Here is a 26,830-nt window from a genome sequence, read left to right as displayed (position 1 = left end):
ACGTGATCGCGAACCGCCCGCCGCGTGAACATCGAGGAGCCAGGATGGCGCCATGAACAGCACTGCCCCCGTGACCACTTCGTGGACTCGGATCATGACCTGGCTGCAGACCCACGCTCCCGCCACCGCACAGGCTCTGCGACCGCCGGCCCCGGCCGCAGAGCTGGCGGCAGCACAGGAGCGCACCGGAGTGAGCTGGCCGTCAGAGCTGCAGGAGTGGTTCGGGCTGCACGACGGCTGGGAGCGTGATGCTTGGCCTTCGATCCTGCCCGGCTGGTCGTCGCCGATGTCCCTGCAGCGCTGCCTGGACGACTGGCGGATGCAGCAGGAGATCTGGGCGGACCTGGCCGGTGGCGACGAGGACGTCGCTGCGCAGCTGGTCGATGCGGCTGGTGAGGACGCCGGGGAGATGGCCGGGGTCTTCCTGCCTTCTTTCGTGCCGCTGGATGAGGACCAAAGCGGTGACGTGCTGTTCGTGGACTGCCGTCCTGGTCCTCGGCAGGGATGCGTGACGGAGTGGATGAAGGAGAACTTCGATTCCGCCGGAGTGGGGTGGTGGTCGATCGGGCAGATGTTCAGCGATGTGGCTGACCATCTGGAGAACCAGACGGCGTGCCGGTTCTGGCGGCCGCAAGTCGTCGATGGCGTCTTGCGCTGGGACATCGACGAGTCGTTGGGGTCGGTGTCGCGGTGCCTGGCCCGCGGATCGGGCTGAGGCTGCTACCTGGGTCACCGCCCGCAGCACGAGATGACCGTGACGTTGGCCGCACCGCACCGCACCGCACCGCGCCTCAGCGGGTCAGCCGTGCTCGGATCCCGGGGCTGACGTTCACGTCGTGCGGCAGCGCCGCCAGCTCGCCGGCCTCGATGCTCACCCCGTGCTCTTGGGCGATGCCCGCCAGGTAGGCCCAGTGCAGCGCCGCCTCCTCCTCGTAGGAACGTCCCTCGGGCGGCTCATCGGGCCCGACCACCGTGCGTGCGGTCTCTGCCAGGCCGTCCAGCGATTCGTAGGCCCAGACGTCGCTTGTACCCCCGGTGGACCAGCCGCGGTCGTCGAGAAGGGTCAGCCGCCGCCCATCGGTGAGCTCGAGCTCGTGCAGCGCCGAGATGGAGGAGCGGTGGTCGTTGTTGAACTCCTCTCCTGTCGCCTCGTTGATGTCGATGGAGGTGATCAGTCGCCTGGCGTCGGACACACCCGCAGCCTTGCTCATGCTGGGGTGCCGCGGGCGCATCGGGCACATCGTGCTCATCCCGCGGACCGCGCATTGAGCACGCACGCACGACCTGCGGGATGACCGTGACGTCGACTTCAGCCTCCGGGCGGTCGCTGGCCTCGGCGGTGGTTCTCACCGGGCAGTGGCTCATCGCCCCACCACCAGGTGCCATCGGTCGTCCGGGACGAGGTTGTCGGCGTAGGTGGCCAGGGGTTCGCTGATGTCGTCGCGGACCACGGCGATGGCCAGCTGTCGGGCGGGATCGAGATCGAGGCTGGGGTCACCCGCTGGCGGGTAGTCGTCGGTGTCGAGCCAGCGGCGTAGACCGGTGGTGAAGGTCCACCAAGGGTGGCGGTGGACGACATGGAGGACCGGACGCCCGTTGTTCGGGGTGCCGCGCACACCTCGCGAAGGCGCAAGGGGCCCGGGATCGCCGACCACACCCCCATCGCCTCTCCTGCAGGACCGAGGCCCTCGACGACCTCCAGGCGACGATCCAGGCTGATGATTCGAGTGCGTACCACCAGGCCCGACAACCTCCCAGCGTCGAAGAGCGCTCCTTCGCTCGGAGTGACGTGCCATTCGGCGTGCAGGTGTCCGCGGCGCACTCCGCCTCGCGCCTCGGGAGGTACTGCTACCTGAGGTGGTAGTGCGTCGACGTCGATGTCTTCGTCCAGGGCAGCCAGGCCGTACGGATCCTCGGGCTCGCAAGGACGGAAGATGACGCGGAAGCCGTCCAGGGGCTGACCGACGACAGGGCGTGGTGACCCGCCGAGGATTTCCCAGCTGTCGATGGAGAAGCGGAGTACCGGGCCTGGGGGTGGCCCTGGTTCCTCTGCGTCATGAGGTGAAGTGGAGACGGCGGTCTCGGCGACAGTGGGTTCAGTGGAACGCTGCATGCTGACGACCCGCGCACTCGACAGGTCCAGGGCACGAAGGCCTCGGGCGCGGGTTGCCCGACTCCGCCCATGGTGGTGAACATGAAGATCGTCGTGGTGGGGTTCACGGCTCAGCAACCGAGCGGACATCGGCAGATCCGGGCGGTCGACGACGTCCGCGACAGCGGATGACCGGTAGGTCGTGGCGGAGTGTGCAGCTCATCCTGGTGATCAACGCGAGGGGTGGTAGACCCACGCGCTCCGGGTGGGCATGACGGCTTCCTCGTTGATCGTGGGAATGGCGCGGCTGCCCAGGACGAGGAGTCCTTGGCCGGTCCACACCGCAGGACCAGGTTCCTCAGCGGCGCGGTCCTTCTCCGGTGCCGGGATGCGTGTCCAGGTCTGGGTGGTGTCGTCGTAGGTGGAACCGCGGGTGGTCACGCGCGCCCCAGCGGTCGCCTCCACCGGCCACCCCCGGGAGCCGGACCCAGGATCGGGGGGTTGGGGTACGGAGCTCCAGGTGCCGGCGGGCAGGGTCAGCGCCCCGCTGTAGGGGACGAGGCGCCCGTAGGAGCCGTCCAGGCCGGCGTCACCGCCGGGGGTGGCGTCGAGAGCGCGTTCACCGGTCCACGTCCAGTTCCCGGCGAAGAGCTGATCACTGTCGGGTAGGCGTCGCCAGGTGGAGGACGTCGAGTCCAGGAGGGCCGCCCGGGCCAGGGGAGGCGGGTCGGTGGGGCCTGAGCGGGCGATGTCGCTGGCCACGAGCAGCAGCCCGTGGGGGGTGGGCAGTGCGTTGCGGAAGACCATGGAGTCCAAGGGGTCATCGGGCAGGGGGAGCCACTGGCCGCCGTCGCCGTGGGTGAGGTCGTAGGTGGAGTCGGGAAGCTGCGGGGGCGGCGTCTCTCCGGGGGCTGCGAAGGAGCCGGGAGCCAGCGCCAGCAGCTTTCCGTCGAAGGCGGTCAGGGAGTAGCCCGGGCTGGAGTTCGCCGGGTGACCGGGAGGCAGTGGCAGTTGCGTCCAGTCGTCTCGTCCGGCGTCGTAGACGAGCAGTGCGTCGTCGGCCAGGACGTAGACCCGCTGGCCGACGACCGTGTGCGGGCTGTCCAGGATCCCCTGCGGAGCTGCTGCGGTGCGCCGCCACCGGTTCTCGGTGGGGTTGTAGGCCATTCCGTCGCGGTGAGCGGTGGAGGGGTCGTACTCGGTGAAGCAGGGGGTGTGCGAGTCCGAGGGGCACGCCGGCTCGCTGGACCCTCCGAGGAACAAGGCTTCGCTGCCGGTCCACGCCGTGACCGCGTGCCATCGTGGGGTCGTCGGCGGTTCAGGCACTGCAGACCAACGCCAGGCGTCGGTCACCGGAACCCCCTCGGCGGCGGCGGCGGGCACGGCTTCGGACTCGCTCGAGCCGGCGTCGGCGCTGACGCAGGCGGTGAGGGACAGGAGCACCGCGAGTGCACCGGTGCGGAGTACGGTCCGTCGTCGCGGCGGAGGATCGTGGGCGTACCTCGCGACGCCCTCGGTGGCGATCTGCGGGTCGTGGCTCACCCCTCCAGACTGCCTGACGATGCCTGCTGATGACGGCCTGGAGCCTTGTTCGCCAGGAACCTCCTGCTCCTCGGCACGAGTGGTGAGCCGGGCGACCTCCCTGGCGCCACGTCACGGTCCTGCAGAACTGCCTCGACACCCTGGACCTGCACGCTCGGTACGGATCTCGATGCACCGTCGGTAGGCTGACCCCAGCTGATCTTGGAGGTTGGACGCACGTGATGGGCCCGGCGCACGCCGCCAGCGGGTTGGCGGCAGGAGCTCTCACCCTCGGCCTCGCGACGCACGTCGGCGTCGACGCCCCCCTCGAGCAACTCGCCTGGGTCGTGGGCTGGGGCGGGTTCGCCTACCTGCCCGACCTCGACCAGAAGGGCTCCACCGCGGGTTCCATGTGGGGACCGCCGACGAGGTTGCTCTCCCGCGCGATCGGGGCGCTCGCCGTCCGCCACCGCGGCGGCACCCACGACGTGATCGTCGCGCCCCTCGTCTTCGGGGTCCTCGCTGCCCTCGCCGCGGACCACCGCTGGTCCGCCCTGGTGGTGCTGGCGCTCGCGATCGGGCTCGCGTTGCACGCCGTCGCCCAGCTCGTCCCGGGCAACGCCGAGAAGACCGCGCTCGGGAACCTGCTGATCTCGGGGCTGGGTGCCTGGTGGCTCACCGCGCAGGGGGTGGTGCTGCCCTGGCTGCCCGTCGCGGTGGCGGGTGGGATCGTCGTCCACATCGCGGGTGACGCGTTGACCACCGACGGTGTCCCGCTGCCCTTCACGACGTGGCTCCGCGGACGCAAGCGGACGGTCGGCCTGCGGCTCTTCGACGCGGGGCGCGGTCCGGAACCGCTGCTGCAGTACCTCGTCTTCCCGGCGTTGACCCTGCTGGGTCTGGTGCGCCACGTCGGCCCGGTCCGGGAGCTGCTCGCGCCGCTGCTGTGAGGGTGCGGGCGGGCTATCCGCCCGCCAGCATCCCCGCGTCCCGGGCGGCCGCGACGACGGCCGCCGTGCTGGCGACGCCGAACCGCTCCCGCAGGTCGACGACGGTGGAGCTCACGGTGGTGGGGGACAGGGCGAGTTCCGCGCCGGCGGTGGTGAGGGCGCGTCCGTCGGCGACGAGTTCGAGCAGTCGGGCTTCGGTGCGCGACAGCCGGGGGAATTGGTGGTCACCGGTCACTGGTCGCTCCCTGTCGCCGTGGGCCTCGACCGTGACGCTACGTCAGGGCCCGGTGACCGCACCAGGGGGCTCGGCCCACCTGTTCGCCCGGGACGGCGGTTCCTCAGGACGGTGAGCGTTCCTCCTCCGCCAACCGTTCGGCGAGCTCGTCCCGGTCGAGCATCGCCGGGTCGACCTGACCCGTCCGGTACGCCGCGCGCCCCACCATGTGCGCCGCGACCGGCACGGTCAGCAGCTGGAACGCGCCGATCGCGACGAGCGTCGCGATGTCGGTCCCCTGCCGCAGCTGCAGCCCGACCCCGGTCAGCGCCAGCAGCACCCCGAGCACCTGGGGTTTCGCGGTCGTGTGCATCCGGGCCAGGACGTCGGACAACCGCAGCAACCCGATCGCGGCGAGCAACGTGAGCAGGCACCCGAGGAGCAGGCACACCGCGGAGACCACATCGGCGATCAGCGACCAGTTCACCGTTCACCCCTCTCTTCCGGAGATTCCTTCGACGCGTAGCGCGCGACGCTGACCGATCCCACGAAACCCACCAGCGCGAGGACGACGATGACCGGCAACGTCGTCGCGTGCCGGTTCGTCGCGGCCTCGACGCACAGCGCGATGACGACGATCGCGACGAGGACGTCCAGGGCGACCACCCGGTCCAGCATCGTCGGGCCCTTCGCGACCCGCAGCAGCGCGAGCAAGGCCGCGACCGTCAGCATCGCCAGGCACGCTCCGACGACGACGGTCATCGCGGACTCCTCTCGCACAGGGCGGCCGAACCGTCCGCGCGGCAGCGGTCCAGGTACTCGGCGTAGGCCGCGGGTTCGGCGAACGTCGTCATGATGCGGCGCTCGGTGAGCAGGACCTCGCGGCGGATGCGTTCCCGGCCCTCCTCGCCGGTGACGCCCAGCGCGTGGATGTAGATGGACCCCTGCCCACCCCGGGCCGACGGCGCCCCGATCTCGACGACCACGCTCCCCGGGACCAGCGACACGAGTTCCGCGGTCATCGCGACGAACAGGTCGGAGCCGCTGTGCAGCGGGACGCGCACCACGGAGTTCCGCGGCTGGCGGCCCGGCCGCACCGCGAGCCACGCGACCTGACCGCTCGCCGCGACCAGGTCCACCAGGAACCGGGCGAGCAGCGCGACGATCCGCAGCGGGCGGAGGCGCATCCCGAACCGCACCCGCGGCAACGGCAGGACGACCGTGACGAGCAACCCGAGCAGGGTTCCCGAGATCACGTTCGCCCACGACACGTCACCCCACAGCAGCAACCACAGGACGACCAGCCACACCAGGATCGGCAGGCTGACGCGTTCGCGCAGGGACCGCACCTTCGCGCTCACTCGGCGACCTCCGGGACCCGGTCGTGCAGGACGGTGGACGTGTAGGGCGTGCGGTCCAGCAGGTCCTGCGCCGCGCGGTCGCTGATCCCGAACAGCGGGCCCGCGACGAACGTGATCCCCACCCCGACGAGGACGAGCGCCGCGGTCGGCGCCAGCATCCCGACCGGCGTGCGGACCCCGACCTCGGTGGCCGTCGCCAGACCGGTGTTCCCGGCGTCGTCGGGGTCGTCGTCCGGATCGACCAGGGGTTCCTGCCAGAACGCCCGGTTCCACACCTTGGCGATCGCGTACAACGTCAGCAGGCTCGTGACGACGCCCCCCGCGACCAGCCCGTAGGCCAGCGGGGTTCCGACGTCGACGCCGGCCTGCAGCAGACCGAGCTTCCCGAGGAACCCGGAGAACGGTGGGATCCCCGCGAGGTTCATCGCCGGGACGAAGAACAGGACGGCCAGCAGCGGGGCCTTCTGCGCCAGGGCCCCGAGGGAGTCCAGGGACGTGCTGCCGGAGTGGCGTTCGACGAGACCCGTCACGAGGAACAGCGTCGTCTGCACGGTGATGTGGTGCGCGACGTAGAACACCGCACCGGACAACCCGGCCGTCGTCCCCAGCGCGATCCCGAACACCATGTACCCGATGTGGCTGACGAGCGTGAACGACAGCAGACGTTTCACGTCGTTCTGCGCGACCGCGCCGAGGATCCCGACGACCATCGTCGCCAGCGCCACCCACAGCAGCAGCGTGTTCGCCTCGCTGCCGGGGAAGAGCAGCGTCTCGGTCCGGATGATCGCGTAGACGCCGACCTTGGTCAGCAACCCGGCGAACACCGCGGTGACCGGCGCGGGCGCCGTCGGGTAGGAGTCGGGCAGCCAGGCCGACAGCGGGAACACCGCGGCCTTGATGCCGAAACCGACGAGCAGCAGCAGGTGCAGCACGAGACGCACGTCGGGGTCGATCTCCTGCAGCCGGACGGAGAGTTCGGCCATGTTCACGGTGCCGGTCGCCGTGTAGACCAGCGCGATCGCGGTGAGGAACACCATCGACGACAACAGGCTGACGACGACGTAGGTCGTCCCCGCCCGGACGCGGGCCTTCGTCCCGCCCAGGGTCAGCAGGATGTAGCTGGCCGCCAGCAGGATCTCGAACCCCACGTAGAGGTTGAACAGGTCCCCGGACAGGAACGCGTTCGACACCCCGGCCGAGAGCACGAGGTACGTCGGGTGGTAGATCGAGACCGGGGTCCCCTCCTCGCCGTCGGCGACACCCTGCGCGAGGGAGTACACGAGGACGGCGAGGGTGACGACGGAACTCACGACGAGCATGAGGGTCGACAACCGGTCGGCGACCAGCGGGATCCCGAGGCGGGCGGGCCAGCCCCCGACGTCGATGGAGTAGGTGCCCGTCCCGCGGTCGGTGAGGACGAGCATGGTGATCGAGGCGATCACGACGATGCTCAGCGCGGTGACGCTGATGGTGCGCTGCGCCCGCGGCCGCCGCGCGAGGGCCAGCGTGAGGCCCGCCGCGAACAGCGGCAGCACGACGGGCAGGGGCAGCAGGACGCGCGGCCACTCGGTCGCCAGGTCGATCGTCCACGGAGTCACCGCGAAACCCCCTCCCCTTCGTCCTCGCTGGTCTCGTGGGTGTCGTCGTCGTAGCTGCCGGACGTCTCGTCGAGTTCCGCCCGCCGCACGATGCGGCGGTCCTCGACGTCGTCCTGGACCTCGTCGTGGCCGTCGATCTGCCAGCTCCGGTAGGCGAGCGCGAGGACGAACGCGACCATCCCGAGGGTGATGACGATCGCGGTCAGGACCATCGCCTGCGGCAGCGGGTCGCTCATGTTCTCCGCCGTGGTGCCCCCGCCGAGGATCGGCGCCCGGCCGGGTCGGCCGCTGGCCACCAGGTAGAGCACGTTGATGCCGTTGCCGAGCAGCACGACCCCGATGAGGACGCGGGTCAGCGTGCGTTCCAGCAGCAGCGAGACGCCGCTGGCGACGAGCACCCCGGAGATGACGATCAGCGTCAGGTTGGGGCTCACGCGGAGACCTCCTCCTCGATCTGGCGGTCGATCTCGGCGCCCAGGCTGCGGATGACGTCGACGACGAGGCCGATGACGAGCAGGTAGACCCCGACGTCGAAGAACACGGACGTCACGAGCTTCACGTGGCCGAGGACGGCGACGTCGAACTGGATGATCGCGGTCTGCAGGACGTTCCCGCCGAGCAGGATCCCCACGAGGCCGGTGCCGGCCGACAGGAACAACCCGCAGCCCAGCAGCCAGCCCGCGTTGATCGGGACCGCGGTGTTGAACTCGTAGCGACCCCCCGCGAGGTAGCGGACGACGAGCGCGAGCCCCGCCACGAGCCCCCCGGCGAAACCTCCGCCGGGGGCGTTGTGCCCGGAGAACACGAGGTAGAGCGACAGCACGACGATCGCGTGGAACGTGAGCCGGGTGACGACCTCGAAGACCACCGACCGGCGCTCCGGGGAGACGGTGCTGCCGGCCGGGAGCCAGTTCGCGAGCCGGCTGCGCTGGGGCGCCTCGGGGGCCTCCTCGTGGTGCGCGGCGAGGGCCCGGTCGATCGAGCCCATCCGGCGGCGGAACACCAGGCTCGCGACGCCGGTCGCCGCGACGAGCAGCACCGAGATCTCGCCCATGGTGTCCCAGGCGCGGGCGTCGACGAGCGTGACGTTGACGACGTTCTTGCCGCCTCCGTACTCGTACGCGAACTCGGGCAGCGCGATCGACGTGGGGGTCGCGATGCGCGCTCCGGAGGCGACGAGGGCGAAGCACGACGTGCAGACCCCGACGGCGATCCCGATCGCGATCCGCACCCAGCGGGTGCCGACCAGCGGCCGGGAGGAGAAGAACGGGGGCAGCCGGCGCAGCGCGAGGACGAACACGACGAGGGTGATCGTCTCGGCCAGTGCCTGGGTGAGGGCGAGGTCCGGGCCGGCGTGCAGGACGAACAGCAGCGTCACGCCGTAGCCGGTGACCCCGGCGAGCATGACCGCCCGCAACCGACGACGGGCCCGGACGGTGAGGACGGCGGCCGTGACGACGACGATCCCGACGAGCACCTGCCCGGCGTTGTCGGCGAGCACGACGTCCGCCGGCCACGGTCGGTTCCAGAACAGCGCCCCGCCCGGCACGATCACGACGACCAGCAGGATCGAGGCCAGGTAGATCGGCAGCGAACCACGTTGGGTCGCGCCGGTGACCTCGACGGCGACGCGGTCGACGGCGTGGACGCTGCGCCGGTACGCGCGGTCCGCCCCGACGGGGTGGGGCATCCGGGCCTGGAACCGCTCCACCGCGGAACGCCCCAGGAACAGCGCGGCGGCCAGCGCGAACGTCAGGGCGGTCAACCCCAGGGTGGGCGTGAACCCGTGCCAGAGCGCGAGGTGCTCGGCCTCCTCCCCGGAGTTCTCGTGCGCGACGAGCGCGGCGGGGCGGTCGAGGAACCCGGCGAGCGGCCCCACCAGCAACGTCACGGCGGCGAGGACCAGCGGTGCGGCGATGAGCCCGGCCGAGGGCCGCGGGGCGGTCGAGTCGGGGACCCCGGGTTTGCGGCAGAACGTTCCCCACACGAACCGCGCCGAGTACGCCGCGGTGAGCACGGACCCCAGGACCAGCACGGCGAGGATCCACGGCCGGTCGTGCGTGAACGCCGTGTACGCGGCCTCCTTCGCCACGAACCCCGCGGTGATCGGCAACCCGGCCATCGACGCCGCCGCGACCGTCCCCACGACCGCGAGCAGCGGCATCCGCCGTCCGAGCCCGGAGAGTTCGCGCAGGTCGCGGGTGCCGGTCTGGTGGTCGACGATCCCGACGACGAGGAACAGCGCGGCCTTGAACGTCGCGTGGGCGACGAGCAGGGCGATCCCCGCGCTCGCGGCGGCCTGCGTGCCGGCCCCGACGAGCACGACGAGGAACCCCAGCTGGGAGACGGTGCCGAAGGCCAGCAGCAGCTTCACGTCGTGCTGGCGCAGCGAGCGGTACCCGCCGACGAGCATCGTGGCCAGGCCGAGCCCGATCACGGTGGTCTGCCAGGCGGGGAGAACCGCTGCGGCGGGGGCGAACCGCGCGACGAGGTAGACGCCGGCCTTCACCATCGCGGCGGCGTGCAGGTACGCGCTGACGGGGGTCGGCGCGGCCATCGCGGCGGGCAGCCAGAAGTGGAACGGGACCAGGGCGGACTTCGAGACCGCACCGACCAGCACGAGCACGACGGCGACCGTCGCGGCCGTTCCCGGCGGGAAGTCCGCCAGCAGTTCCGACATCCGGTAGGTGCCCGCGCTCTGACCCAGCACGATCAACCCGACGAGCATCGCGAGCCCGCCCAGCGTCGTCACGACGAGGGCCTGGGTGGCGGCGCGCCGCGCCGCCTTCTTGTGCGAGTCGTAGCCGATGAGCAGGTACGAGAACACCGTCGTGAGTTCCCAGAACACGTACAGCTGCACCAGGTCGTCGGCCAGGACGAGGCCGGTCATGGCGCCGGTGAACGCGGTCAGGACGGCCGCGAACCGCGCGGTCCCGGGGTCGTCGCGGTGGAAGTAGCTGCCGCAGTAGAACAGCACGAGCGCGCCCACACCGCCGACGAGCAGGATGAGGACCCAGGACAGCGGGTCGAGGCGGAACGCCAGTTCGGCGTGCAGCGAGGGGACCCACGGGACGAGCAGTTCCGGGCCGTTCCCGGCCAGGACGGCGGGACCCTGGACGGCGGCCCAGACGGTCGTGGCGGTCGGGGCGAGGGCGAGCAGGGTGAACGCGCGCCGGTCCAGCCACCGCACCAGGGGCACAGCGAGGACCGCGGCGACAGCGTGGACGATCAGCAGTGTCAGCACGGCCGGTCCTCACGATCGGGGGGCAGGTCGGTTCGCACAGCCTACCCCCAACTTTCGTTCTGTTCGATTCGAGACGATCCTGTTACCGTGGCGGGGTGTCGTCCACCGTCGCCTGTCACGGCGCTGAGGTCACCGTCCGCCCCGCTCTCGAGGGGCTGACCGGACTCGCTGAACTGTTTGCCGCGCAACCGGACAGCCCTCTGGTGCTCAAGGTCGGACGGCGTTCCGCCGCGGTGCCCGCGGAACTCGCCGCCGCGTTGCGCGAGGCCGTGATCGCCCTCTCCCACGGCGAGGCCGTGACGCTCACCCCGCACGAGGCCCTGCTCACCACCCAGGAGGCCGCGGAGGTCCTCGGCGTCAGCCGGCCCACGATGGTCCGGTTGCTCGAGTCCGGCGCCCTGCCGTTCACGAAACCCGGGACCCACCGCCGGGTCCGTCTCGAGGACGTCCTCGACTACGCCGAGCGCCAGCGCCACCTGCGCACGCCCGGACCCCGCCCCGCGTGAGGCTCACGTTCCGCCGCGCACGGGCCGGTGACCGGGGGGTGCGACGGGTCCGACGGGTCCTCGTGCTGGGGCTGGCCGGCGTCCTCCTCGCCGGGTGCGGCACCGCGAAGGACGACGCGCCCGTCGACCCCACGCTCGACGCCCTCACCGTGAAGGGCCGCGCCGCCAAGACCGGCTACTCCCGCGAGGAGTTCGGCAACGGCTGGGTCGACACCGACCACAACGGCTGCGACACCCGTGACGACGTCCTCGCCCGCGACCTCACCGACGTCACGTTCAAACCCGGCACGCAGGACTGCGTCGTCCTCACCGGAACCCTCGACGACCCCTACGGCGGCGCGACGATCTCCTTCACCCGCGGCCAGGGCACCAGCGAGGCCGTGCAGATCGACCACGTCGTCGCGCTGTCCGACGCCTGGCAGAAGGGCGCGCGGTCCTGGGACGCCGCGAAGCGCGTCGAGTTCGCCAACGACCCGCTGGAACTCCTCGCCGTCGACGGCCCGATCAACTCGGCCAAGGGTGACGGTGACGCCGCGACCTGGCTCCCCCCGGACCGGGGTTTCCGCTGCACCTACGTCCAGCGCCAGGTGGACGTGAAGGCCAAGTACGGGTTGTGGGTCACCCCGGCCGAGCGGGACGCGATGGCCGCGGTCCTCGCCGACTGCCCCGCCACCTCCACCGCCACCGCCACGTCCACCGCCACGTCCACCGCGACCGCCACCAGCACCACCTCCGCGCCCCCGGTGGCGTTCACGAGCTGCGCCGCCGCCCGCGCCGCCGGGGCCGTCCCGCTGCACCGCGGCGACCCCGGGTACAGCACCGACCTCGACGGCGACGGGGACGGCACCGCCTGCGAGTGACCCGCGGTCACGACCCGCCCGTCGCCGTCAGCGCGTCGCGCACCACGGGGAACAGGTCGCCCCAGCAGTGGACGATCCGGCCGTCCCGGATGCGGTAGACGACCAGTTCCTGCACCTCGATCGCCCGGCCGGTGGCGGCGACGCCGCTGAACGTGCCCGTGTGGGTGCCCCGGCCGGTGAGACGCGCGCAGACCGTGTCCCCCTGGACGAGGAGCTCCTGCAGGTCCCAGCGGTAGTCGGGGAAGCCGCGGACGACCGCGGCGACGCCCTCGACGTAGGCGTCGATCCCGTCGGTGGGCCCGGACCCGCTGACGTCCGCGGCGACGAGGTTCCGCAGGTCGTCGAAGCGACGTTCGTTGCAGGCGGCCAGGTACTGCTCGTAGACGGCGACGACGTCCGAAGGTTCTCCAGTCATGCGCACATCCGATCACCTCTCCCTAGCCTGCGGTGGTGAAGATCGTCATCGCCGGCGGGTCCGGCGCCCTGGGCCGACGCCTGAGCGCGCACCTGACCGACGCGGGTCACGAGGTCGTCGTCCTCACCCGCCGACCCGTCGACGGTCCGCACCGCCAGGTCGGCTGGGACGGGCGGACGCTCGGCCCGTGGGCGCGGGAACTCGAAGGGGCCGCGGTGGTGAACCTCGCCGGCGAACTCGTCGACCGCCGCCCCACGCGGGCGAACGTCGACCTGCTCACCTCCTCCCGCGTCGACCCGACCCGCGCCCTGGCCGCCGCGGCGGCCACCCTCGACGAACCCGTTCCCGTGTGGGTGCAGGCCAGCACGCTGGCCATCCACGGTGACGCCGGGGACCGGCTGATCACCGAGTCCTCCCCGCCCGCCGACGGCCCGCCGCAGATGGCGGGCGTCGCCACCGCCTGGGAGTCCGCCGCCGCCGGCGTGAACGCCCGACGTCAGGTGGTGCTGCGCACCAGCATCGTCCTCGACCGGGGGACCCCCGCGCTGGACCGGCTCGGGTGGCTGACCCGGATCGGCCTCGGCGGCCGGGTCGGCAGCGGCCGGCAGTGGTTCAGCTGGATCCACGTCGACGACTGGCTGCGGGTCGTGTCGTGGTGCCTGGGGTCCGAGGAGCCCCCCGAGGGCGTGCTCGTGGTCACCGCCCCGAACCCCGTCCGCAACGCCGACCTCATGCGGAGCCTGCGGCGGGTCCTGCACCGCCCACCGGCCCCGCCGACCCCCGCGCCGCTGCTGCACGTCGGCGCCGTGCTGCTCCGCACCGACCCCGCCCTCGGGCTCACGGGCCGCCGGGCGGTGTCCGCGAAGCTCGCCGCCGCCGAGTTCCGCTTCACCCACCCCCACCTGGACGGGGCGCTGGAGGACCTGCTGGCGCGTCGGTGACGGCGCAGCGCGCCCCGGGTCACGCGGGAGGGGTGAACGTCACCACCGCCTCCGCGGGTGCGTCCGGGTACGGACGGGGCCGCCCGTCCCGTTCCACCTCCAGGTCGCGGCCCCCCGCGAGCAGCAGTTCGCGACCCGTCCACACCGCCGCGGTCTCCGTCCGGCGCGGCCAGGGACCGTCGGTGATCTCCGTCCACTCGTCCGTGGCCGGGTCGTAGACCGCGCCCAGCGGACCGGTCGCGGGGTTGCAGACGCCGCCGTAGTCGGAGGCGGAGTCGTCCAGCCCGTCACCGTCGGTGCAACGGCTCAGATCCCGCTCGCGCGAGCCACCCCACACCAGCAACCGGGTCCCGGCCCAGGTCACGACGGGTCCACCGTTGCCGGAGCCGGTGGTCAGCAGCGGGATCGGCCCTTCCTCACCACGGTTCCACCGGTCGCTCGAGGGGTCGTAGGCCAGCACCCCGGCGAGCGGGTCGTAGGCCAGGACCTGGTTCCCCGTCCACACCACGTCGGTGCCCTGCGCGAGCGCGGGTCCGACGGCGACGTCACGCCACGAACCCGCCGCGGGGTCGTAGGCCAACCCGGCCTCGACGGTTCCCGCGGTGGACGCCTCGCTGGACCACACCATCCACTCCGCACCCGTCCACACGCTGTGCGCCGTCGCGAAGGCGTTCTCTCCGCCCGGCCGGGTCACCTCGGTGCCGGGTGTGGGGAGCGCGGTCCAGGCCGGGTCGCCCGGTCGCAAGCCCCACCCGCCCTGGGCCGGCGACCACACCAGCACCCGGTCGCCGGCCCAGGCGCTCGTCGCCACCACGGCGTCCGCCGGCCACGGCAGGTCGGGCAGCCCCGTCCAGCTGCCGCCGGCGGGACCGGGTGTGAACAGCGCGCTGCTGAGGGCACCCCCGGGCCGGCCTTCGCAGTCGGCCAGCGGATCGCGGCCCCCGACGAGCACCGCGCCGCTCCCCGTCCACAGCATCTCGGCGTCCTGCCGGGCGCCGATCGGCGACGGCGCCATCGCCGTCCAGGTCCGCGTGGCCGGGTCCCACGCCGCTCCGTCAGGTCGTGGGGTGAAGAAGCAGCCGTCGGTGCCGACGGGGAGTCCGCCCCAGACGAGCGCCTCCGTACCCGTCCAGACCGCGGCCTGCCCGCGCCGCAGCACCGGGGCCCGGACCGGCGGGGCCGGGAGCGCCGTCCAGCCGCGGGTGTCCGGGGCAGGCGGTTCGGCGGACCCGTCGCCGCCCGAACACGCCGCCGCTACCGGCAACGTCACCAACAACGCCACCAGACCCACCGCCGGGAACCTCCACGTCCGCACCCCCCGATGGTGACGGGTGCGCCGTCCGCCCCGCAGCGCTCTGCTCCGAGCCGCCCCTGCGAGCGTCCTGGATCACTAGGGTCGGAGGGTGTCGCAGGAGACCGTCGAGCACCCGCCCCGCACTCCGCGTGCCCTGACCGTGTCCGTGTGGGCGCTCGCCGCCGTGGGCCTGGCGCTGCCGGTGCTGACCGTCGGGGTGTACCAGCACGTGCTGGCCGGCGCCCTCGACGCCCAGTACTTCACCAGTTCGAGCTCCGACGAGTACGGCAGCTCGATCGTCACCGAGGCCCCCGGGGTCACCTTCTGGGACCGGTGGACCCTCGTCTCCTACGTCGTCCCCATCGACCGGGTGCTGCTGGCCGCGACGGCGGTCTGCGTCCTCGTCGCGGCGGTGCACGTCGCGGCCGGGAACCGGTTCCCGGTGCCGCGTCCCTGCCGGTGGGTGGCGGCCGCGGGAGGTGCGGTGTCCGCCCTCGTCGCGCTCGCGGTGCTGGGGGTCACGGTCGCCGTCTCCCAGCGGTCCCCGGAGGACGGCGGCTACTTCACGCCGACGACGGGGCTGGTGGAGCTGGTCCTGCCGGTGTCGGCGATGGTCGCGGTCGTCGTCTTCGGGGTGGTCGCGGTGATCGTGCTCGTGGGCGGTCCCCTCCCGTTCGTCGAACCCGAACCCGAACCCGACTCCGAGGAACTTGCGGAACCCGCGGAACTCGGCGAACCCCCGGAACTCCCGGAGGCCCCGGTGCCGGTGGAGCCTGAACCCGACGAGGTCCCCGTCACGTTCCCCCGCCCGAGCGCGGAGGACTACGCCCGGTACCGCAGGCCCGGCGCATGAGCACCGACCTCGGACCCCTCGAACCCGACGAGCTCGACGATGTCCAGACGGAACGGCCGGGCTCCCGCTGGTCGTGGGTGTTCTGGCTGCTCCTCGCCGCGTCCGCGACACCGCTGGCCCTGTCCGTCGCTGCGACGCAACGGGTCCTCACCACTCCCGACGTCGTCGAGGAGGCGAGCGACCTGCAGCGTCCACCCTCCGTCTTCACCGACCGCTGGGGCACGCTGCTGACCTACGACCCCCTGAGCTGGCCCACGGCGATCAGCGCGTTCACCCTGCTCGTCCTCGCGGCGGTCGTGGTGAGCGGACGACCGGAGTGGCTGGTCGTGGCCCGGCGGCGACTCGCCGTCGGGGCGCTCGCCGCGGGGTGCGCGCTGTGGGCGCTCGGAACGACGGCGGTGTCCGCGTGGGCGGAGTTCCGCGGGCCGACGGCGCGGCAGCAGGACGGCGACGCGCAGGGGTACCTGCGGGTGGTCCCGCTGCAGTGGCTCCCGGCGGCCGGCCTCACGCTCCTCGCGGCCGTTGTCGCGCTCGTGGCGCTCGGGCTCTGCCTCGCCACCCGGCCTCGGAGGGCGAGCGGTGGGGAACCCGCGACCGGCTGAGTCGAGTTCCGCGGAGCGGCCCGTTCCCCGCCGACGATCACTAGGGTCGGAGGGTGTCCCAGGAGATCCACGACCCGCCCAAGACGCCGCTCGGGCTGCACGTCGTGGCGTGGGCGCTCGCCGTCGTCGCCGTCCTGCTGCCCGTCCTGCTCCTGGTCGTCGACCAGCGCGTGCTCAGCGGCGCGCGGGACCGGAACTACTTCCTGACCTACACCTCCGACGGGTCCGGGAACGAGTCGACGTCGCTCCAACCGGACATCGGTTTCTGGGACCGGTGGAGCGTCCTCGACTACACCGCCCCGCCGGACCGGCTGCTGCTGGCCTCCGTGGCGGTCTGCGTCGTGGTCGCGGTTCTGCACCTCGCCGGGGGACGGCGGTGGCCGCTGCACCGCGGCTGTCGCCGGCTGGCGGTCGGGGCGGGGGCGTTGTCCGCCGTGTGCGCGGCCGTGGTCTTCGTCGTGGACGTCCTCCGGTTGCAGGTCCCGCAGGACGACCGGCGCTGGTACTCGACGACGTCGACCCTGCTCGACCTCGCGTGGCCGTTGTCGGCGCTGGGGACGGTCGTGGTGTTCGGCGTGGTGGTCGGCGTCGTGCTGCTGGGTGCTCCCGCCCCGCGGGGGGAGCCGGACCGCGCGGCGGACGTCGACCCGGGCGAACCGGAGTCCGCGCCCGTCGTGGTCGACGCCGAGGAGGTGGGCGCGGTCGACGAGGGCGCACCGGAGGAGCGGGAGCCCGTCGTCGCCGAGCTCCCGCCGGCGTTCCCCCGTCCGACGGCCGAGGAGTACGCCCACTACCGCCGGCCCGGCGCATGAGCTGCGACGTCCCGTCCCCGGTCGACGACGACCTCGAGCCGGACGACCCGGGCGACCGGTGGTCGTGGGTCTTCTGGGTCCTCCTCGGGACGGCCGCGCTGCCGCTGTTCCTCGCGGTGGCCTCGGTGCAGCACCTCCGGGCCGACGCGTCGGTGATGGCGCCGTACCTGGCGGGTCCGGGCTACCCCTCCGCGGTCTTCTCCGACCGGTGGGAGCTCGTCGAGTCGCTGTCGACCGTGGGTTCCGCCGGGCCCCTGACCGCCGTCGCCGTCGTGGTCCTGGCCGGGGTCGTCGCGAGCCGCCGGCCCGGCTGGCTGCTCGCGCCCGGGGCGCGGTGGGCGGTCGCCGCGCTGGGCCTGGTGTGCGCGCTGTGGACGGCGGCCACCGCCACCCTCTCGGCGTGGGCGGCGCTGGGAGAACCGACGGCGCGTGAACTCGCCGAGGCCCAGGACGGTTCGACCCCCACGACCTGGGTGGACTGGGCTCCGGGAGCCGCTCCGCAACTCTTCGCGGTCGTCCTCGCACTGGCGGCGGTCGTCCTCTGCGTCGTCAGCCGTGGACCTGGCCGTTCCCGTCCCGTCGACTCCCCGGACCCGCCACGATGGCCCGATGAGTGAACTCGACGGTGAGCGCGGCTGGACCGACGGTGACGCGGCCTGGTCGAACCCGGTGGAGAGGAACCTCGACCGGCTGAAGGACTCGGCCATCGCGGGTCTCGGCCTGGCCATCCTCCTGCTCGTGGCGGCTGCAGCGCAGTTCTCCCACGCTGCGGGCACCGTCGACGGTTCCCCGGTCGCCGCGGTGGTGACCCTCGTCCTCGCGATCGGTTCCCTGGCCTGGGGCGGTCTCGCTGCCCTCGCCTACTGGACCTGCGGGGCCCTGCTCGCCGGCCGGACCCCGCAGGACTGACTCAGGAACCCACGTAGGCCGCGAGGTGGCGGCCGGTCAACGTGGAGGCGTCGGCGACGAGTTCCGCGGGGGTCCCCTCGAACACGACGGTTCCGCCGTCGTGCCCGGCGCCGGGGCCGAGGTCGATGATCCAGTCGGCGTGCGCCATGACGGCCTGGTGGTGCTCGATGACGATGACCGACTTCCCCGAGTCCACCAGCCGGTCCAGCAGGCCGAGGAGGTGTTCGACGTCGGCGAGGTGCAGCCCGGTCGTGGGTTCGTCGAGGACGTAGGTCGCGCCCTTGCCGCCCATGTGCACGGCGAGCTTGAGGCGCTGACGTTCACCGCCGGACAACGTCGTGAGCGGTTGTCCCAGCGTCAGGTACCCCAGTCCCACGTCGGCGAGACGGTCGAGGATCGCGTGCGCCGCGGGGATCCCCGCGTCCCCGGAGCCGAAGAACTCCTCGGCCTCGGCGACGGACATGGCCAGGACCTCGGCGATGTTCTTCCCGTCGAACAGGTGCTCCAGCACGGCGTCGTCGAACCGGCGGCCCTCGCACTCGACGCAGGTCGTCGCCACCCCGGCCATCATCGCGAGGTCGGTGTAGACCACCCCGGCGCCGTTGCAGGCCGGGCACGCCCCCTCGGAGTTCGCGCTGAACAGGGCGGGTTTCACCCCGTTCGCCTTCGCGAACGCCTTGCGGATCGGTTCCAGCAACCCGGTGTAGGTGGCGGGGTTGCTGCGGCGCGAACCCCGGATGGGCGCCTGGTCCACCGACACGACGTCCGCCCCCGGCGGCAGCGAACCGTGGACGAGGGAACTCTTGCCCGATCCCGCGACGCCGGTGACGACGGTGAGGATCCCGAGCGGGACGTCGACGTCGACGTCCTTGAGGTTGTGCTGCGACGCGCCCCGGATCGGCAGCGAACTCGTCGACGTCCGGACGGTGGGCTTCAACCGGGCGCGGTCGTCGAAGTGCCTCCCGGTGACGGTGCCGCTGGCGCGCAGACCGTCGACGCTGCCCTCGAAGCACACCCGGCCACCGCCGGCGCCGGCGCCGGGACCGAGGTCGACGACGTGGTCGGCGATCGCGATCGTCTCGGGTTTGTGCTCGACGACGAGGACGGTGTTCCCCTTGTCCCGCAACCGCCGCAGCAGGTCGTTCATGTTCGCGATGTCGTGCGGGTGCAGCCCCGTGGTGGGTTCGTCGAACACGTAGGTGACGTCGGTCAGGGCCGAACCCAGTTGGCGCACCATCTTCACCCGCTGCGCCTCGCCCCCGGACAACGTCCCCGACGGGCGTTCCAGCGACAGGTAGCCCAGCCCGATCGCGGCGAACGAGTCGAGGGTTCCCGTGAGGGTCTCCAGCAGCGGTGCGACGGAGGGATCGGTGATCCCGCGGACCCACCCGGCGAGGTCGCTGATCTGCATCCGGCAGGCGTCGGCGATGCTGACGCCGTCGATCCTCGACGAGCGGGCGCCCTCGCTGAGCCGGGTCCCCTCGCACTCCGGACAGACCGCGAACGTCGCGACGCGTTCGACGAAGGCGCGGATGTGCGGCTGCAGCGAGTCGACGTCCTTGGACAGCATCGACTTCTGGATCTTCGGGACCAGACCCTCGTAGGTGAGGTTGATGCCGTCGACCTTGATCTTCGTGGGTTCCCGGTAGAGGAGGTCGTGCAGTTCCTTCTTGGTGAACTTCGCGATCGGCTTGTCCGGGTCGAAGAACCCGCAGCCGCTGAAGATCCGCCCGTACCAGCCGTCGACGCTGTACCCGGGGATCGTGAGCGCACCCTCGTTGAGGGACTTCGAGTCGTCGTAGAGCTGCGAGAGGTCCAGGTCGGAGACGTTGCCCAGGCCCTCGCACCGCGGGCACATCCCCCCGGTGCGCGAGAAGCTGGCCTTCACGGCCTTCGTCGCGGCCCCCCTCTGCACGGTGAACGCGCCCGAACCCGAGACCGAGGCCACGTTGAACGAGAACGCCTGCGGCGATCCGATGCGGGGTTCGCCGAGGCGGCTGAAGAGGATCCGCAGCATCGCGTTCGCGTCCGTCGCCGTCCCCACGGTGGACCGGCTGTCGGCGCCCATGCGCTGCTGGTCGACGATGATGGCCGTCGTCAGGCCCTCGAGGACGTCGACGTCCGGACGGGCCATCGTCGGCATGAAACCCTGGACGAAGGCGCTGTAGGTCTCGTTGATGAGGCGTTGCGACTCCGCCGCGATCGTCCCGAACACCAGTGAACTCTTGCCCGAACCCGACACCCCGGTGAACACCGTCAGCCGGCGCTTGGGGATCTCGACGCTGACGTCCTGGAGGTTGTTCTCCCGGGCCCCGTGCACCCGGATGACGTCGTGGGTGTCCGCGGCGGGTTCCGCCCCGGCCTTCGTCGCGGCCTGCTTCGTGACCCTGGCCATCGTGTCCCCGTCCCTCGCACGCCGTCGCCTCCGCGCCACGCTAGCGGGGTGCCGGGTCCCGGGGCTTCTCCGATCGCGATCAACCGCGCCGCGCGAACTCCCGGGCCAGGTCGCCGGGGCCGGACCGCAGCAACGTCGCCAGCAGGACCCGCGCCTGCCCGGCCCGCAACCGCCCGGCGGGGACGGCGCCCACCGCGGCGAGTTCCGACCCGCCGCCGCCCGCGCCGTAGCTGGAGGCGACCGGGCCGGTCGGGACGCGGGTCGTCACGACCACGGCCACCTCGCGCGCGACCGCCCGTGCCACCGCCGCCACGACGTCCGTCGTCGCGTTGCCGGACCCCAGCCCCTGCAGCACGATCCCGCGCCCACCCAGCCCGCGGACGGCGTCGACCAGCGCACCGTCCGTGCCGGGGGAGACGGCCACGACGTCGACCCGGGGCCAGTCGCCGGAGCCGGGCGCGAGGAGCGCCCGGGGGAGGGGCCCGTCGGGGACCCAGAACGCGTCGAGGTCGGTGGTGTGGCGCTTGGCGAGGCCCGCCGCGGCGTGCACCCGCCCGCCGAACGCGACGAGCACCCCCCCGCCTCGGGCCCGCGCGTCGACCGCGAGGCGCAGCGCCTCGCGCACGTTGGCGGGGGCGTCGGGTTCGGGGTGGTCGGCGGTGCGCTGCGAGCCGGTGAGGACGACCGGACGCGGGTCGTCGTGGTGCAGGTCCAGCAGGTACGCGGTCTCCTCCAGGGAGTCGGTGCCGTGCAGCACCACGACGCCGTCGACGGCGGGGTCGGCCAGGGCCTCCACCACCCGCGTGCGGATCGTCCACGCCTGGGCGAGCGTGATCGTGGAGGAGTCCACGCGCAGCGCCTCGACGAGCCGCACCCGGACCCCGAGGTCCGCCGCCGCCGGACCCAGCAGGTCGGCTCCGCCCAGAGTGGGGCTGCTCACGCCGTCCTCGTCGACGGTGCTGGCGATGGTCCCGCCGGTGGTGATCACGACGACGAGGGGGGATCGGTCCGGCACGGTGCTCCTCGGGTACTGCCTGACGTTCGCCGACGTTCGCCGACGATGGACCCGGGGACTCTTCCACGTCCCGGCCCTTGACCCGACCTCCCCGGGTGGGAAGGCTCCTCGGGTGGCCTCCGTCCTGCTGACCAGCCTTCCCGTCCAGGGTCACCTGGGGCCGGTCGTGGCCGTCGCGGCGGACCTCGTGCGCCGCGGCCACCGGGTCCGGGTCCTCACGGGGGCGGCCCACCGCGACCGGGTCGAACGCGCCGGCGCCGGTTTCGTGGAACTGCCCGCGCACGCCTACGCGGGCGACCTCGACCACCCCGACCGGCGTCCCGGCAGCAGTGGTCCGCAGGCCGTCGGCCACGACCTCGAGACGTTGTTCGTGCGCTACATCGGCCCGCAGTTCGCAGCGGTCGAGGCCGCGCTCGCCGACGAACCCGCCGACGTGCTCATCACCGAACTGCTGTTCATGGGCGCCTACCCGCTGATCGTGCGCGAGGACCGTCCGCGCATCCTGCTGCTGGGGATCAGCCCGCTGCCCGTCGAGGGCGGCGGCACCGCGCCCTACGGGCTGGGTCTGGCGCCCGGGCGCGGACCGCTGGTCCGGGTGCGCAACGCGGTGCTGAAGCAGCTCATCGACCGGTGGGTCTTCGCGAGACCGCAGCGGCTGCTCGTGGCGGAGTTCCGCCGGCTCACCGGCCGCGTCCCGGCGACGTCGATGTTCGACGCGCCGTTGACGATGGACGCCGTCCTGCAGCTGTGCCCGCCCGGCTTGGAGTACCCGCGCCCCGGCCTGCCCCTGACCGTGCGGTTCGTCGGTCCGTTGCCGACCCCCGCCGCGCACCTGCCCCTGCCGGAGTGGTGGGACGACCTCGACGGCGGCCGCCCCGTCGTGCACGTGACCCAGGGGACGGTGGCGAACGCGGACTTCTCCCGCCTCCTCGTCCCGGCGGTGCGGGCCCTCGCCGACCGGCCCGTGCTCGTCGTCCTCACCGCGGGCGGACGACCGGAGGCGGAACTGCGGCAGGCGCTGGGCGACGTGCCGGACAACGTCCGGACGGCGGGTTTCCTCGACTACTCGACGTTCCTGCCGAGGGTGTCGGCGTTGGTCACCAACGGCGGCTACGGGACGGTCACCCAGGCCCTCGCGCACGGGGTGCCGCTCGTCGTCGCGGGGCGCACCGAGGACAAGGCCGAGGTCGCCGCGCGGGTCGCCTGGTCCGGCGCCGGGATCGACCTGCGCACCGACCACCCGTCGCCGCGGCGGATCGACGACGCCGTCGGCCGCGTCCTCGGAGAACCCGGGTTCCGCCGGGCCGCCGCCCGCCTGCGGGACGAGATCGCCGTCGCCGGCGGTCTCGACGCCGTCGACGAACTCGTCCGTTCCTCCTCGGCCCGTTCGCCGGACACCGCGACCACGGAGTTCTAGAGTGCGGTGAGTAGCTGAGAGACCGCTCAGCGTCATGTGTGAGGGAGTGCACCGCGTGCGCGAGGTACTGGCGGCGACGATGGGGTTGCTGGCGCTGACGGGTTCGCTCGTCCAGGGAGTGGCTCCGGCCTCGGCGACGGACTGCCTGACGGGTCCCGTCGCGGACCGCTACGCCGCACTCGGCGGCACACCCGGTGCCCTCGGGGCCGTGACCGGGTGCGAACTGCCGACTGCCGACGGCCGGGGCCGGTTCTCCACCTTCCAGCGTGGCGCCATCTACTACAGCCAGGCCTCGGGAGCGTGGGACGTCTCGGGTTCCTTCCGCGACCTGTGGGCCTCGACGGGTTTCGAGAACGGTCCCCTGCACTACCCGGTCTCCGGTGAGGTGGGGACGCGCGGTGGCGGCGTGTTCCAGAACTACCAGGGCGGGACCCTCTACTGGTCTCCCGCGAGCGCCGCGCACTCGGTGTCGGGTGCGTTCCTGGCGTTGTACGGCTCCCTGGGCTACGAGAGCGGGTTCCTCGGCTTCCCCACGAGCCAGGAGGTCCCGGTCCGCGACGGCGGGGTCTTCCAGGTGTTCCAGGGCGGCGTGGCCTACTGGTCGCCCACGTCCGGTGCGCACACCGTGTCGGGTTCCTTCCGCGACCTCTACGGAACCCTCGGCTACGAGAACGGCTGCCTGGGCTACCCGACCTCGCAGGAACTCCCGTCCCGCGACGGCGGTGTCTACCAGCAGTTCCAGGGCGGCGTCGCCTACTGGTCACCGTCCTCGGGCGCGCACGCGCTCTGCGGGGACCTGCTCCGCGCCTACGGGGCGACGGGGTACGAGAACGGGTTCCTCGGGTACCCGACGAGCGAGGAGTACGGCATCGCCGGCGGGCGCCGGGTGGACTTCCAGCACGGGTACGTCGAGTGGTCCCCCTCGACCGGCGCGCGGGTGACCGGTCCCGCCGTGCCGGTGGTCACGACCCCGCCGCCGAGCACGCCACCACCCACCCCGCCGCCGAGCACGCCGCCCACGGGTGTCTACTACGCGAACTGCGACGCGGTCCGGGCGGCCGGCGCGGCACCGCTCTACTCCTACCAGCCCGGCTACCGGTCGGGTCTGGACCGCGACCACGACGGCGTCGCCTGCGAGTGACCGCGGCGCGGGGCGGGACTCAGAGGGTCGAGGGGTCGGTGTTCGCCCCGCACACCACGACCACCACCCGTTCGCCCTCGGCGGGTCCGTAGGCGCTCACCCCGGCCCACGCCGCGGCCGCCCCGTGCTCGGCGACGACGCGGAACCGCGACCACAGGTCCGAGCGGGCGGCGGTGATCGCCGCGTCGTCGACGAGCAGGCTCACGGGGTTGCTCCGCTGCGCCAGGTCGAACGCGAGGGCACCGACGCTGCGCGCGCCGAGGGAGTCGGCGGCGACCCCGGACACCGCGACGTCCACCGGCCCACCCGCCGCCAGCGCCCGGTGCAACGTCGGGGCGCCGACCGGTTCGACGGCCACCACCCGCACCCGCCCCTCCAGCGCGGCGGCGACACCGGCGAACAACCCGCCACCCCCGACGGCCACCACGACGGTGTCGACGTCCGGCACGTCCTCGAGCAGTTCCAGCGCCAGCGTCCCCGCTCCGGCCGCGATCTCCGGCTGGTCGTAGGCGTGGCAGAACACCGCCCCCTTCGCCGCCGCGAACTCGACCGCCGCCTCGTAGGCCACGGCGTACTCGCTGCCCACCAGCCGCACGTCCGCGCCGAGCGCACCCAACCGCGCCACCTTCACCGCCGGTGCCGTCTCCGGCACGAACACCGTCGCCGGGACCCCGAGCTGCGCCGCTGCGTAGGCGTGGGCCAGGCCCGCGTTGCCGCCCGAGGCGGCGACGATCCCCCGGGAGGGGTCCAGCTCACCCCGTTCGCGGGCCGCGAGCTGCCGGTTGAACGCCCCCCGCGCCTTGAAGGACCCGGTGTGCTGCAGCTGCTCCAGCTTCAGCCACCGTCCGGGGCCGATCCCCAGGACGGGGGTCCGGCGGATCCGGCCGGTGATGCGGGTCGCGGCGTCGTGCACGTCCTGGGCGGTGATGGTGTCCACCCCACCGATCCTGCCCGCTGCTCCGTGGGACAGTTCCGGCAGGTACCGAGCGACGGAGGACGCGTGAGCGAGTTCGACGAGGCGGGGCTGCTCGCAGCCGCGGCGGCCTACGAGAAGGCCCTGCGCGAGGACGACCTCGAGGAACTCGACCGGCTCTTCGCCCCCGGCCACCCCACCCTGCGCGCCGAGGGCGGTGTCGCCGTCGTGGGACACGTCGCCATCTCGGCGTTCCGCGCCCGCCGGGGCGGTGCACCCACCCGGTGGCTGCGCCGCGTCCACGTCCGCTGGAGCTCGCCCACCGACGCCCTCACCGTCTCCGAGACCGACCGCCTCGACGGCGGCCGCGGCCTCCAGACCCAGCTCTGGCACCTCGGCGAGCAGGGGTGGCAGGTGGCCGCCGCCCACGTCTCCGGTGCGCCCACGACCCCACCCGTCCACCCCGAGGACGACCCGGCCCGCTGGCGCACCGGCGGCGACGGCGAACCCCTCGTCCGCGGCAGCGGCAGCGGACCCCTCGCCGGGGTGAGGATCGCGGTGAAGGACCTCGTCGCCGTCGCCGGGCAGCAGATCGGCGGGGGCGTGCCGCGCTGGCTCGACCTCGCGCCCGTCGAGGACGCCAACGCCCCCGCCCTGCAGCGCCTCCTCGACGCCGGCGCCGTCGTCGCCGGCATCGCCCACACCGACGAGCTCGCGTTCTCGCTCATGGGTACCAACGCCCACTACGGCACCCCCCGCAACGTCGCCGCCCCCGGCCGGGTCCCCGGCGGGTCCTCCTCCGGCTCCGCGGCCGCCGTCGCCGCCGGCGCCGCGGGACTCGGGCTCGGCACCGACACCGCCGGCTCCCTGCGCGTACCGGCCTCCTTCAGCGCCCTCTACGCCTGGCGCCCCACCCACGGACTCGTCGACACCAGCGGCGTCCTGCCGCTCGCGCAGTCCTTCGACACCGTCGGCCTGCTCGCCCGCGACGCCGCCCTGCTCGCCGACGCCGCCGACGTGCTGCTGCCCCCGGCCGCCGTGCAGCGCCCGCAGGCGTTGCTGCGCAGCGCGACCCTGCTGGGTCTCGCCGACGAGCCCACCCGCCTCGCCGTGGAGGCGGCGCTCACGGCGCTCGCCGTCCAGACCGGTCTGCCCGTCGTGGACCTCGCCGACGACTTCACCCCGACGGAGGTGTCGGCGTGGACGGCGGCCTTCCGCACCGTGCAGGCCGCCGAGGCGTGGGCGAACGACGGCGCCTTCGTCACCGCCAACCCCGGCGCGCTCTCGCCGCCGGTCGAGTCCCGGTTCCGCGCCGGTGCCGACGTGGGCGCGGAGCAGGTGCGTGCCGCCCGGCAGGTCGTCGAGGGGACCCGGGCGAGGCTGGACGCGGTACTGGCCGGGGGGTTCCTCGGCCTGCCCAGCACAGCCACCCCCGCCCCGGCGCTCGACGCGACGCCCGAGGAGTTCGAGGCCGCCCGCGCCGGCACGCTGCAACTCTCCACGCTGGCCTCCCAGACCGGTGTCCCCGCCCTCGGACTGCCGTGGGGGCGCGTGGGGGAGCTCCCCGTCGGGCTCTGCCTGCTCGCCCCGCCCGGGAGCGACCGGTCGCTGCTCGCGCTGCTGGCCGAGGTCGCGCCCGCACGTCGCTGAGCGTGGTCGCCGGTCCGGGAGGGTGACGGCGTGGGCCATCTGGTGTGATCTGTGCCCGTCGACGTGTGGCCGAGGGTGACGCGTGCCGATGGGTGTCAGGTGGCCCGCCGACCGGCGGTGGGCCGCG

At 73.0% G+C, this 26,830-nt stretch carries 28 protein-coding genes; 13 read left to right on the top strand and 15 right to left on the bottom strand.

Features of this window, described 5'->3' with window-relative positions:
• Window positions 1–52 precede the first annotated feature (52 nt).
• Window positions 53–715: an SMI1/KNR4 family protein gene (locus AC0I8G_RS05565; RefSeq protein ID WP_471729048.1), complete on the top strand. Its 663-nt coding sequence runs from the start codon at window positions 53–55 to the stop codon at window positions 713–715.
• A 76-nt stretch (window positions 716–791) separates the two neighbouring features.
• On the opposite strand, the gene AC0I8G_RS05560 is transcribed toward AC0I8G_RS05565, so the two are convergent.
• From AC0I8G_RS05560 to AC0I8G_RS05550, 3 genes are all read right to left on the bottom strand, one after another.
• A complete protein-coding gene (locus AC0I8G_RS05560; RefSeq protein WP_471729047.1) occupies window positions 792–1,193 on the bottom strand; it encodes a hypothetical protein in 402 nt (133 codons plus the stop codon).
• A gap of 168 nt (window positions 1,194–1,361) precedes the next feature.
• Window positions 1,362–1,616 (bottom strand): hypothetical protein, encoded by a 255-nt coding sequence (locus AC0I8G_RS05555; protein ID WP_471729046.1) that lies wholly within the window; start codon window positions 1,614–1,616, stop codon window positions 1,362–1,364.
• Between the two features lie 707 nt (window positions 1,617–2,323).
• Window positions 2,324–3,634 (bottom strand): Kelch repeat-containing protein, encoded by a 1,311-nt coding sequence (locus AC0I8G_RS05550; RefSeq protein ID WP_471729045.1) that lies wholly within the window; start codon window positions 3,632–3,634, stop codon window positions 2,324–2,326.
• 221 nt (window positions 3,635–3,855) lie between these two features.
• Here AC0I8G_RS05550 and AC0I8G_RS05545 point away from each other — a divergent pair, with 221 nt between their 5' ends.
• Window positions 3,856–4,563, top strand: coding sequence for a metal-dependent hydrolase (locus tag AC0I8G_RS05545; RefSeq protein WP_380162305.1), 708 nt, complete (start codon window positions 3,856–3,858; stop codon window positions 4,561–4,563).
• Between the two features lie 13 nt (window positions 4,564–4,576).
• Here the strand turns inward: AC0I8G_RS05545 and AC0I8G_RS05540 are convergent, their stop codons facing one another.
• From AC0I8G_RS05540 to AC0I8G_RS05510, 7 genes are all read right to left on the bottom strand, one after another.
• Window positions 4,577–4,798 carry a LuxR C-terminal-related transcriptional regulator gene (locus AC0I8G_RS05540; protein WP_471729044.1) on the bottom strand — a complete coding sequence of 74 codons (222 nt, stop codon included), beginning with the start codon at window positions 4,796–4,798 and terminating at the stop codon, window positions 4,577–4,579.
• A gap of 103 nt (window positions 4,799–4,901) precedes the next feature.
• Complete coding sequence (gene mnhG / locus AC0I8G_RS05535) at window positions 4,902–5,264, bottom strand: monovalent cation/H(+) antiporter subunit G (RefSeq protein ID WP_471729043.1); 363 nt, start codon at window positions 5,262–5,264, stop codon at window positions 4,902–4,904.
• Complete coding sequence (locus AC0I8G_RS05530) at window positions 5,261–5,539, bottom strand: MrpF/PhaF family protein (protein ID WP_471729042.1); 279 nt, start codon at window positions 5,537–5,539, stop codon at window positions 5,261–5,263. Before AC0I8G_RS05530 ends, mnhG begins: the two co-directional genes overlap by 4 nt.
• Window positions 5,536–6,138 carry a Na+/H+ antiporter subunit E gene (locus AC0I8G_RS05525; RefSeq protein ID WP_471729041.1) on the bottom strand — a complete coding sequence of 201 codons (603 nt, stop codon included), beginning with the start codon at window positions 6,136–6,138 and terminating at the stop codon, window positions 5,536–5,538. Before AC0I8G_RS05525 ends, AC0I8G_RS05530 begins: the two co-directional genes overlap by 4 nt.
• A complete protein-coding gene (locus AC0I8G_RS05520; protein ID WP_471729040.1) occupies window positions 6,135–7,736 on the bottom strand; it encodes a Na+/H+ antiporter subunit D in 1,602 nt (533 codons plus the stop codon). The genes AC0I8G_RS05525 and AC0I8G_RS05520 overlap by 4 nt, the downstream gene beginning before the upstream one ends.
• Window positions 7,733–8,170 (bottom strand): Na(+)/H(+) antiporter subunit C, encoded by a 438-nt coding sequence (locus AC0I8G_RS05515; RefSeq protein WP_328293844.1) that lies wholly within the window; start codon window positions 8,168–8,170, stop codon window positions 7,733–7,735. The genes AC0I8G_RS05520 and AC0I8G_RS05515 overlap by 4 nt, the downstream gene beginning before the upstream one ends.
• A complete protein-coding gene (locus tag AC0I8G_RS05510; RefSeq protein WP_471729039.1) occupies window positions 8,167–10,980 on the bottom strand; it encodes a Na+/H+ antiporter subunit A in 2,814 nt (937 codons plus the stop codon). The genes AC0I8G_RS05515 and AC0I8G_RS05510 overlap by 4 nt, the downstream gene beginning before the upstream one ends.
• Window positions 10,981–11,075: 95 nt before the next feature.
• Between AC0I8G_RS05510 and AC0I8G_RS05505 the strand changes: the two genes are divergently transcribed.
• The gene (locus AC0I8G_RS05505; protein ID WP_471729038.1) at window positions 11,076–11,486 is read left to right on the top strand and encodes a helix-turn-helix domain-containing protein; all 411 of its coding nucleotides are present in this window, start codon (window positions 11,076–11,078) and stop codon (window positions 11,484–11,486) included.
• The gene (locus tag AC0I8G_RS05500; RefSeq protein ID WP_471729037.1) at window positions 11,483–12,346 is read left to right on the top strand and encodes a GmrSD restriction endonuclease domain-containing protein; all 864 of its coding nucleotides are present in this window, start codon (window positions 11,483–11,485) and stop codon (window positions 12,344–12,346) included. The genes AC0I8G_RS05505 and AC0I8G_RS05500 overlap by 4 nt, the downstream gene beginning before the upstream one ends.
• Before the next feature lie 7 nt (window positions 12,347–12,353).
• Here the strand turns inward: AC0I8G_RS05500 and AC0I8G_RS05495 are convergent, their stop codons facing one another.
• Window positions 12,354–12,761 carry an ester cyclase gene (locus AC0I8G_RS05495; RefSeq protein WP_380257063.1) on the bottom strand — a complete coding sequence of 136 codons (408 nt, stop codon included), beginning with the start codon at window positions 12,759–12,761 and terminating at the stop codon, window positions 12,354–12,356.
• 35 nt (window positions 12,762–12,796) lie between these two features.
• On the opposite strand from AC0I8G_RS05495, the gene AC0I8G_RS05490 reads away from it, so the two are divergent.
• Window positions 12,797–13,702: an epimerase gene (locus AC0I8G_RS05490; RefSeq protein ID WP_471729036.1), complete on the top strand. Its 906-nt coding sequence runs from the start codon at window positions 12,797–12,799 to the stop codon at window positions 13,700–13,702.
• A 19-nt stretch (window positions 13,703–13,721) separates the two neighbouring features.
• Here the strand turns inward: AC0I8G_RS05490 and AC0I8G_RS05485 are convergent, their stop codons facing one another.
• Complete coding sequence (locus AC0I8G_RS05485) at window positions 13,722–15,017, bottom strand: Kelch repeat-containing protein (protein ID WP_471729035.1); 1,296 nt, start codon at window positions 15,015–15,017, stop codon at window positions 13,722–13,724.
• An 88-nt stretch (window positions 15,018–15,105) separates the two neighbouring features.
• Between AC0I8G_RS05485 and AC0I8G_RS05480 the strand changes: the two genes are divergently transcribed.
• Genes AC0I8G_RS05480 through AC0I8G_RS05460 form a run of 5 tightly spaced genes read left to right on the top strand, consistent with a single transcriptional unit; the run spans window position 15,106 to window position 18,172 of the window.
• The gene (locus tag AC0I8G_RS05480) at window positions 15,106–15,849 is read left to right on the top strand and encodes a hypothetical protein (RefSeq protein WP_471729034.1); all 744 of its coding nucleotides are present in this window, start codon (window positions 15,106–15,108) and stop codon (window positions 15,847–15,849) included.
• Entirely contained in the window at window positions 15,846–16,451 is a 606-nt protein-coding gene (locus AC0I8G_RS05475; protein ID WP_471729033.1) for a hypothetical protein, read from the top strand. The genes AC0I8G_RS05480 and AC0I8G_RS05475 overlap by 4 nt, the downstream gene beginning before the upstream one ends.
• Before the next feature lie 53 nt (window positions 16,452–16,504).
• On the top strand, window positions 16,505–17,263 hold the full coding sequence (locus AC0I8G_RS05470) for a hypothetical protein (RefSeq protein ID WP_471729032.1): 759 nt from the start codon (window positions 16,505–16,507) through the stop codon (window positions 17,261–17,263).
• Window positions 17,260–17,880: a hypothetical protein gene (locus AC0I8G_RS05465; RefSeq protein ID WP_471729031.1), complete on the top strand. Its 621-nt coding sequence runs from the start codon at window positions 17,260–17,262 to the stop codon at window positions 17,878–17,880. Before AC0I8G_RS05470 ends, AC0I8G_RS05465 begins: the two co-directional genes overlap by 4 nt.
• Complete coding sequence (locus AC0I8G_RS05460) at window positions 17,873–18,172, top strand: hypothetical protein (RefSeq protein WP_471729030.1); 300 nt, start codon at window positions 17,873–17,875, stop codon at window positions 18,170–18,172. The genes AC0I8G_RS05465 and AC0I8G_RS05460 overlap by 8 nt, the downstream gene beginning before the upstream one ends.
• 1 nt (window position 18,173) lies before the next feature.
• On the opposite strand, the gene AC0I8G_RS05455 is transcribed toward AC0I8G_RS05460, so the two are convergent.
• Both AC0I8G_RS05455 and AC0I8G_RS05450 read right to left on the bottom strand, forming a co-directional pair.
• Complete coding sequence (locus AC0I8G_RS05455) at window positions 18,174–20,567, bottom strand: excinuclease ABC subunit UvrA (RefSeq protein ID WP_471729029.1); 2,394 nt, start codon at window positions 20,565–20,567, stop codon at window positions 18,174–18,176.
• A gap of 79 nt (window positions 20,568–20,646) precedes the next feature.
• Complete coding sequence (locus tag AC0I8G_RS05450) at window positions 20,647–21,582, bottom strand: asparaginase (RefSeq protein WP_471729028.1); 936 nt, start codon at window positions 21,580–21,582, stop codon at window positions 20,647–20,649.
• A gap of 112 nt (window positions 21,583–21,694) precedes the next feature.
• Between AC0I8G_RS05450 and AC0I8G_RS05445 the strand changes: the two genes are divergently transcribed.
• A complete protein-coding gene (locus tag AC0I8G_RS05445; RefSeq protein WP_471729027.1) occupies window positions 21,695–22,999 on the top strand; it encodes a glycosyltransferase in 1,305 nt (434 codons plus the stop codon).
• 55 nt (window positions 23,000–23,054) lie between these two features.
• On the top strand, window positions 23,055–24,140 hold the full coding sequence (locus AC0I8G_RS05440; RefSeq protein WP_471729026.1) for an excalibur calcium-binding domain-containing protein: 1,086 nt from the start codon (window positions 23,055–23,057) through the stop codon (window positions 24,138–24,140).
• 19 nt (window positions 24,141–24,159) lie between these two features.
• On the opposite strand, the gene AC0I8G_RS05435 is transcribed toward AC0I8G_RS05440, so the two are convergent.
• On the bottom strand, window positions 24,160–25,077 hold the full coding sequence (locus AC0I8G_RS05435; protein WP_471729025.1) for a threonine/serine dehydratase: 918 nt from the start codon (window positions 25,075–25,077) through the stop codon (window positions 24,160–24,162).
• A gap of 63 nt (window positions 25,078–25,140) precedes the next feature.
• Here AC0I8G_RS05435 and AC0I8G_RS05430 point away from each other — a divergent pair, with 63 nt between their 5' ends.
• Window positions 25,141–26,703 carry an AtzH-like domain-containing protein gene (locus tag AC0I8G_RS05430; RefSeq protein ID WP_471729024.1) on the top strand — a complete coding sequence of 521 codons (1,563 nt, stop codon included), beginning with the start codon at window positions 25,141–25,143 and terminating at the stop codon, window positions 26,701–26,703.
• The last annotated feature ends 127 nt before the right edge of the window (window positions 26,704–26,830 follow it).

It is taken from the genome of Kineococcus sp. AC630 (assembly GCF_979255925.1).
The sequence above is the reverse complement of the archived record's forward strand: the minus strand, read 5'-3'. Positions and strand labels throughout refer to the sequence as shown.

Excerpts from the sequence above, each read along its gene's own strand:
- AC0I8G_RS05565 (WP_471729048.1), top strand. The coding sequence starts at position 53 with ATGAACAGCACTGCCCCCGTGACCACTTCGTGGACTCGGATCATGACC.
- AC0I8G_RS05545 (WP_380162305.1), top strand. The coding sequence starts at position 3,856 with ATGGGCCCGGCGCACGCCGCCAGCGGGTTGGCGGCAGGAGCTCTCACC.
- AC0I8G_RS05530 (WP_471729042.1), bottom strand. The coding sequence starts at position 5,539 with ATGACCGTCGTCGTCGGAGCGTGCCTGGCGATGCTGACGGTCGCGGCC.
- AC0I8G_RS05495 (WP_380257063.1), bottom strand. The coding sequence starts at position 12,761 with ATGACTGGAGAACCTTCGGACGTCGTCGCCGTCTACGAGCAGTACCTG.
- AC0I8G_RS05475 (WP_471729033.1), top strand. The coding sequence starts at position 15,846 with ATGAGCACCGACCTCGGACCCCTCGAACCCGACGAGCTCGACGATGTC.
- AC0I8G_RS05465 (WP_471729031.1), top strand. The coding sequence starts at position 17,260 with ATGAGCTGCGACGTCCCGTCCCCGGTCGACGACGACCTCGAGCCGGAC.
- AC0I8G_RS05460 (WP_471729030.1), top strand. The coding sequence starts at position 17,873 with ATGAGTGAACTCGACGGTGAGCGCGGCTGGACCGACGGTGACGCGGCC.
- AC0I8G_RS05455 (WP_471729029.1), bottom strand. The coding sequence starts at position 20,567 with ATGGCCAGGGTCACGAAGCAGGCCGCGACGAAGGCCGGGGCGGAACCC.